The sequence below is a fragment of the Nocardioides sp. genome (assembly GCF_034670285.1).
In the GTDB taxonomy this organism is placed as follows: domain Bacteria; phylum Actinomycetota; class Actinomycetes; order Propionibacteriales; family Nocardioidaceae; genus Nocardioides.
On the sequence record NZ_JAXMNS010000201.1, the window covers coordinates 1 to 6657 of the forward strand.

7 protein-coding genes are annotated in these 6657 nt (G+C 71.8%); all 7 read left to right on the forward strand.

Annotated elements, in window-relative coordinates:
- Positions 1 to 944 (forward strand): glycerol-3-phosphate dehydrogenase/oxidase (locus tag VOI19_RS11305; protein ID WP_323793067.1); only part of this gene is annotated, 944 nt, incomplete at its 5' end.
- Between the two features lie 105 nt (positions 945 to 1049).
- Positions 1050 to 2213 (forward strand): 23S rRNA (adenine(2503)-C(2))-methyltransferase RlmN, encoded by a 1164-nt coding sequence (gene rlmN, locus VOI19_RS11310; protein ID WP_323793068.1) that lies wholly within the window; start codon positions 1050 to 1052, stop codon positions 2211 to 2213.
- A 104-nt stretch (positions 2214 to 2317) separates the two neighbouring features.
- Positions 2318 to 3109 carry a PIG-L family deacetylase gene (locus tag VOI19_RS11315; protein ID WP_323793069.1) on the forward strand — a complete coding sequence of 264 codons (792 nt, stop codon included), beginning with the start codon at positions 2318 to 2320 and terminating at the stop codon, positions 3107 to 3109.
- A gap of 93 nt (positions 3110 to 3202) precedes the next feature.
- Entirely contained in the window at positions 3203 to 4255 is a 1053-nt protein-coding gene (locus tag VOI19_RS11320; RefSeq protein WP_323793070.1) for an iron-siderophore ABC transporter substrate-binding protein, read from the forward strand.
- A gap of 4 nt (positions 4256 to 4259) precedes the next feature.
- Positions 4260 to 5369: an iron ABC transporter permease gene (locus VOI19_RS11325; RefSeq protein WP_323793071.1), complete on the forward strand. Its 1110-nt coding sequence runs from the start codon at positions 4260 to 4262 to the stop codon at positions 5367 to 5369.
- The gene (locus VOI19_RS11330; RefSeq protein WP_323793072.1) at positions 5366 to 6415 is read left to right on the forward strand and encodes a FecCD family ABC transporter permease; all 1050 of its coding nucleotides are present in this window, start codon (positions 5366 to 5368) and stop codon (positions 6413 to 6415) included. Before VOI19_RS11325 ends, VOI19_RS11330 begins: the two co-directional genes overlap by 4 nt.
- A partial coding sequence (locus VOI19_RS11335; protein WP_323793073.1) for an ABC transporter ATP-binding protein occupies positions 6412 to 6657 on the forward strand: 246 nt, incomplete at its 3' end. The genes VOI19_RS11330 and VOI19_RS11335, both read left to right, overlap by 4 nt.

A 6657-nucleotide genomic window follows, 5' to 3' on the forward strand; every position in this document is an offset into this window, starting at 1 on the left:
GCGTGCACCTCGTGGTGCCCAAGGACCGCATCCGTTCCGAGACCGGGCTGATCCTGCGCACCGAGACGTCGGTGCTCTTCGTCATCCCGTGGGGCCGGCACTGGATCATCGGCACCACCGACACCGACTGGGACCTCGATAAGGCACACCCCGCCGCGAGCGCCGCCGACATCGACTACCTCCTCGAGCACGTCAACGAGGTGCTCGAGGTGCCGCTCACCCACGCCGACGTCGAGGGCGTCTACGCCGGACTGCGGCCGCTGCTGGAGGGGGAGTCGGACGCCACCTCGCAGCTCTCCCGCGAGCACGCGGTGAGTCACCCCGCGCCGGGCCTGGTCGTGGTCGCCGGCGGCAAGTACACGACGTACCGGATCATGGCGCAGGACGCGGTCGACGAGGCGGTCTTCGCGATGTCGACGCAGTTCGACCGCAAGGTCGGGCCGTCGGTGACGCAAGGGGTGCCGCTGCTCGGCGCCGAGGGCTACCAGGCCCTGGTCAACTCGCGCCACGTCCTCGCTGCGCAGTCCGGCCTCCACGAGGTCTGGATCGACCACCTGCTCAAGCGCTACGGGTCGCTGATCCACGAGCTGCTCGACCTGGTGAAGGCCGACCCGTCGCTGGGTGAGCCCCTCGCCGCAGCACCCGACTACCTGCGGGTCGAGGTGGCCTACGCCGCCAGCCACGAGGGCGCCCGTCACCTCGACGACGTCCTCACCCGCCGCATCCGGCTCTCGATCGAGTCGTTCGACCGCGGCGTCGGCGCCGTCGAGGAGGTGTCCGACCTCGTCGGCCCGATCCTCGGCTGGAGCGAGGAGCAGCGGTCGCTCGAGATCGATCACTACGTCAAGCGGGTCGAGGCCGAGCGGGAGAGCCAGCGCATGCCGGACGACGCCACGGCTGATGCCGCGCGCCTCGGCGCGGCCGACGTCGTCCCGCTGAGCTGACGGTGGGCTGACGGTGAGCCGACGGTGGGGTGGCGGTGGGGTGACGCACCGTGCACCGACGTGAGTTGGCCGAGGTGACCGGCGGAGTGGGACGATGGTCGCCTGATGTCTGATACTCCTGCCCCGCAGCCCAGCGACGCCGCGACCGCCCCTGAAGGGGTGAAGGCGCTGCCGCTGGTCTTCGACGAGCCTCGTGGTCGCAAGAAGCCACCGGCGCACCTCGCCGACCTGACCGGCGCCGAGCGCAAGAAGCTCCTCGAGGAGCAGGGTCTTCCGGGCTTCCGTGCCAAGCAGCTGTCGCAGCACTACTTCGGTCGTCTGACCGACGACCCCGAGCAGATGACCGACCTGCCGGCTGGTCAGCGCGCCGGCCTGGTCGAGGCGCTGCTACCGAACCTCATGACGCCGTTGCGCACGATGGAGGCCGACAAGGGCACGACCGTCAAGACGCTGTGGAAGCTCTTCGACGGGGCCCTCGTCGAGTCGGTCCTGATGCGCTACCCCGACCGCGCCACGATGTGCGTCTCCAGCCAGGCCGGGTGCGGCATGGCCTGCCCCTTCTGCGCCACCGGACAGGGCGGACTCCAGCGCAACATGTCGACCGCCGAGATCGTCGAGCAGGTGCTCGCCGGTGCGCGGGCCATGACTCGCGGCGAGATCGCCGGTGGTCCGGGCCGGGTCTCCAACGTCGTCTTCATGGGCATGGGGGAGCCGCTGGCCAACTACAAGGCCGTCATCGGCGCCGTACGACGCCTCACCGACCCCGCGCCCGAAGGCTTCGGCATGTCGGCGCGCGGGATCACCGTCTCGACCGTCGGGCTCGTGCCGCGCATGAAGCAGCTGACCGAGGAGGGCATCCCGGTCACGCTCGCGCTGAGCCTGCACGCCCCCGACGACGAGCTGCGCAACGAGCTGGTGCCGATCAACACCCGCTACTCGGTCGAGGAGACCGTGGACGCGGCGTTCCAGTACGCCCAGACCACCAAGCGACGCGTCTCGATCGAGTACGCCATGATGCGCGGCATCAACGACCAGGCCTGGCGCGCCGACCTGCTCGCCGACGTCCTGATGCGCGGCGACTGGGGCTGGGTGCACGTCAACCTGATCCCGCTCAACCCGACGCCCGGCTCCAAGTGGACCGCCTCCGACCCTGCTGACGAGCGCGAGTTCGTGCGTCGGCTCGAGGCCAAGGGCATCCCGACCACGGTGCGTGACACGCGCGGCAGCGACATCGACGGGGCCTGCGGGCAGCTCGCTGCCACGGAGTGAGCACGACGCGCCAGGTCTAGCCCGACCCTGGTGCAGAGTGTCGGGGGCCTTGCGCCACCCGCAACGCTGCAGCACGATCGATCTCCCGGACCGAGGAGACGACAGTGACCTCAGCAACCGATCGGACCACCCGGTGCCTGCTCGTGGTGGTCGCCCATCCTGACGACGAGACGTTCGGGACGGGCTCGGTGCTGCTGCAGGCGGCGGCCGAGGGCGCCCGCACCGTCGTGGTCTGCGCGACCCGCGGCGAGGCGGGGGAGGTGCTCACCGGGGTCGAGGTGCCGGCCGGAGGGGTGGCCGCGCTGCGCGAGGCCGAGCTGCACGCGGCGGCGCAGGCTCTCGGCGTGCAGCAGGTCGAGGTGCTCGACTTCGTCGACTCGGGCATGGCCGGCGATCCGGGGGAGGGGTCCCTGTGCGCGGCCGATCCCGAGCGGGTCGTCGCCGCGGTCCGCGGCGTCCTCGACCGGATCCGTCCCGACGTGGTGGTGACCCTGGCCGCGGATGACGGTCACCGTGACCACGTGGTGGTGCGCGACGCCGTCCTCGCGGCCGTCGACGCCGCCGAGTCCGGCGCGTCGCCGGTACGCGTGCTGCTGCACTGCCTGCCGCGCTCCCTGATGCACGCCTGGGTGAGGCACCAGGCAGGCAACGACAAGGCGGCCGCCTACGTCGAGCTGCCCGACATCGGAACGCCCGACGAGGCGCTGACCACCGTGGTGGACACCTCAGTGCACTACCCGGCCCGCACGGCGGCGATCGCCCTGCACGCGTCGCAGGCCTCGCCGTTCGACGGGCTGCCCGACGAGCTGCACCGCGCCTTCCTCGGCGCCGACCACCTCGTGCGCGAACGACCGGTCTGGGACGGCGGAAACCAGGAGCACACCCTCTGGGGCTGACGAGGACGCACTGTTCGCTGGACGGACCCACTCGCGCCATTAGGTAACCCTAAGTTAGGTTAGGGTCACCTAATAACGAGAGGTTCTACCTGCATGAACAGCATCAAGGCCCTGACCGTTGGCGTCTCGACGGCCTCCCTCCTGCTCCTGGCCGCGTGCGGCTCGTCCACGACGACGGTCGGCGCCGACAGCACCGGCGGCGAGGCCGACAGCACCAGCAGCGCCGAGTTCCCCCTCACCGTCGAGCATGCGTACGGCGAGACCGTGATCGAGGCGGCGCCCCATCGGGTGGCCACGGTCGCGTGGTCCAACCACGAGGTGCCTCTGGCGCTCGGCATCGTGCCGGTCGGCATGGCCGAGGCTGCCTGGGGTGACGACGACGGCGACGGTGTCCTGCCCTGGGTGGAGACGCGGCTCGACGAGCTCGACGCCGACACCCCGGTGCTGTTCGACGAGACCGACGGGATCGACTTCGAGGCGGTCGCCGACACCGCGCCCGACGTGATCCTGGCGGCCTACTCCGGCCTGAGCCAGGAGGAGTACGAGCAGCTGAGCAAGATCGCGCCGGTCGTGGCCTTCCCGGAGATCGCATGGGGCACCTCGCTGTCCGAGATGATCCGCCTCAACAGTGAGGCGCTGGGCCTGGCCGAGGAGGGTGCGGCGTTGGTGGACCGGCTCGACGAGCAGGTCGCCGAGGCGTTCGGGGCGCACCCCGAGCTCGCCGGCTCGAGCGCGGTCTTCACCTACCTCGACCCGTCCGACCTGAGCCAGATCGGGTTCTACACCACCCACGACACCCGACCGGGATTCCTGCTCGAGGCCGGCATGGCGGCTCCTGAGGCCGTCGTCGAGGCCTCGGCCGCGTTGGACGGCTTCTACACCACGGTGAGCGCTGAGCGGGCCGACGAGCTCGACGACGCCGACCTGCTCATCACCTACGGCGACGCCGAGGGCGAGCTCGTCGCGGCGATGCAGGCCGACCCGCTGATCGGCACCATCCCCGCGGTCCGCAGCGGCGCGGTCGCGACCCTGGTCGACTCGACGCCGTTGGCCGCGATGGCCAACCCCTCGCCGCTCTCGATCCCGTGGGGCATCGAGGACTACACGGCCCTGCTCTCCGACGCGCTCACGCGCGGGCGCGACTGATCCGGTGACGCTCACGTACCTCCCGGCGTCGTCCGCGCCCGGGTCGCCGCTGGTGGCGGCCCCGGCCGCCGCGAGCGGTCGCGGCGTACGACGTCCCCCGCGCGAGCGGTCGGCCCGTCGGGTCCTCGCGCTGGGCGTGGCCGTCGTCCTGATGGTCCTGGCAGCCGCGGCCTCGGTGGCCTGGGGCGCCCGCGTCGTCGGGTGGGGAGAGGTGTGGACGGCGCTGGCGACCACGCTGGGTGCCGACGAGAGCAGCAGCCTCTCCACCGCCGTCGTCGAGCAACGGATCCCGCGCACGGCGCTCGCGCTTCTCGCCGGCGCTGCGCTCGGGCTCGCCGGGGCGGTGATGCAGGGCGTCACCCGCAACCCCCTCGCCGATCCCGGCATCCTCGGTGTGACCAGCGGAGCAGCGCTGGCCGTGGTGGTCGGGATCGCCTTCTTCGGACTCTCCTCGGCGACGGGCTACGTGTGGGTCGCGATCCTCGGCGGTGGCCTGTGTGCGGCGTTCGTCTACGCGGTCGGATCACTCGGGCGCGGGGGTGCGACCCCGCTCAAGCTCACCCTGGCCGGGGCGGCCACCGGTGCGGCCGCCAGCTCGCTGACCAGCGCGGTGCTGCTGCCTCGCCTGGAGGTGATGAACCAGTTCCGGTTCTGGCAGGTCGGCGGGGTCGGTGGCGCCTCCTTCGACAAGATCGGCCTGGTGCTCCCGTTCCTCGCCGTGGGTGCGCTGCTCAGCCTCGCCGCTGCGCGTGGGCTCAACTCGCTGGCGCTCGGGGACGACGTGGCGGCAGGCCTGGGCGAGCGTGTGGACCGCACCCGGCTCCTCGCGGCCCTGGGTGCCGTCGTGCTCTGCGGTGCGGTGACCGCGGTCGTCGGGCCGATCGGCTTCGTGGGCCTCGTCGTGCCCCACGTGTGCCGGCTGGTCATCGGTATCGACCACCGCTGGCTGCTGCCGGCCTCGATGGTCGTCGGCGCGATGTTGCTGACGGCCGCCGACGTGGTCGGTCGTGTCGTTGCAAGACCCTCCGAGGTGGACGTCGGCATCGTGACGGCGATCCTCGGGGCTCCGGTCTTCATCGCGATCGTGCGTCGGCAGAAGGTGCGTGCCCTGTGAGCGTCCTGACCGCGGAGCGAGTCGCGGCGCAGGCTCTGGTCGACGGGCGTGCTCGGCGTCGTCGGGCGCGACGCCGCGCGGTGCTCGCGCTGGCAGTTCTCGTGGTCGTCCTCTTCGTCGTCTCGCTCATGGTCGGGCGCACCTTCTACCCACTCGGCGACGTGGTCCGCGTCGTCCTCGGCCAGGACGTGCCGGGCGCCTCTTTCACCGTCGGTGAGCTGCGGCTCCCGCGGGCGGTGCTGGCTGTGCTCACCGGAGCCGCGTTCGGGCTCGGGGGAGTGACGTTCCAGACGATGCTGCGCAACCCGCTCGCCTCGCCCGACATCATCGGCGTGACCTCCGGGGCGAGCGTGGCTGCAGTGATCGGCATCGTCGTCCTCTCGCTCGACGAGACCCTGGTCTCGATCGCGGCGATGGCCGCCGCCTTGAGCACGGCGCTGGTCATCTACCTCCTGGCGTTCACCGACGGGGTCGTCGGCACCCGGCTCATCCTGGTCGGGATCGGCGTCGCCGCGATGCTCGACAGCGTCGTCGCCTACGTCATCGTGCGGGCGGCGCCGTGGGACCTCCAGGACGCGCTTCGCTGGCTGACCGGGAGCCTCAACGGAGCGACCTGGGACCAGGTGGTGCCGCTGGCGGTCGGACTCGCACTCCTCACGCCGCTGCTGCTCGGCCAGGCTCGCAACCTGGCCCTGCTCCAGCAGGGCGACGACTCGGCCACGGCCCTGGGCGTGCGGGTGGAGCGCACCCGCCTCGTCACCCTCGTCACCGCCGTCGCCCTGGTCTCGTTCGCCACTGCGGCCGCCGGGCCGATCGCCTTCGTCGCCTTCCTGTCCGGACCCATCGCCGCCCGGGTCGTACGCGGCGGGGACTCCCTGATGCTCCCGGCCGCGCTCGTCGGGGCGCTGCTCGTCTGTGGCGCCGACCTGCTCGCCCAGCACGCGCTCGGGGCGCGCTACCCGGTCGGCGTGGTCACCGGTGCGCTCGGGGCGCCGTTCCTGCTCCACCTCCTCATCCGCAGCCACCAGACCGGAGGGTCCCTGTGACCAGCACCCACACCCTGTCCGCCGAGGGCGTCACCCTCGGCTACGGCGAACGCTTCGTCATCGAAGGCCTCGACCTGGCGGTGCCACCCGGGCGCATCACCGCGATCGTCGGGGCCAACGCCTGCGGCAAGTCGACCCTGCTGCGGTCGATGTCGCGGCTGCTCCGACCAACGCAGGGACGCATCGTGCTCGACGGGTGCGACCTGCACCGGCTCGACACCAAGCAGGTCGCGCGCACGCTG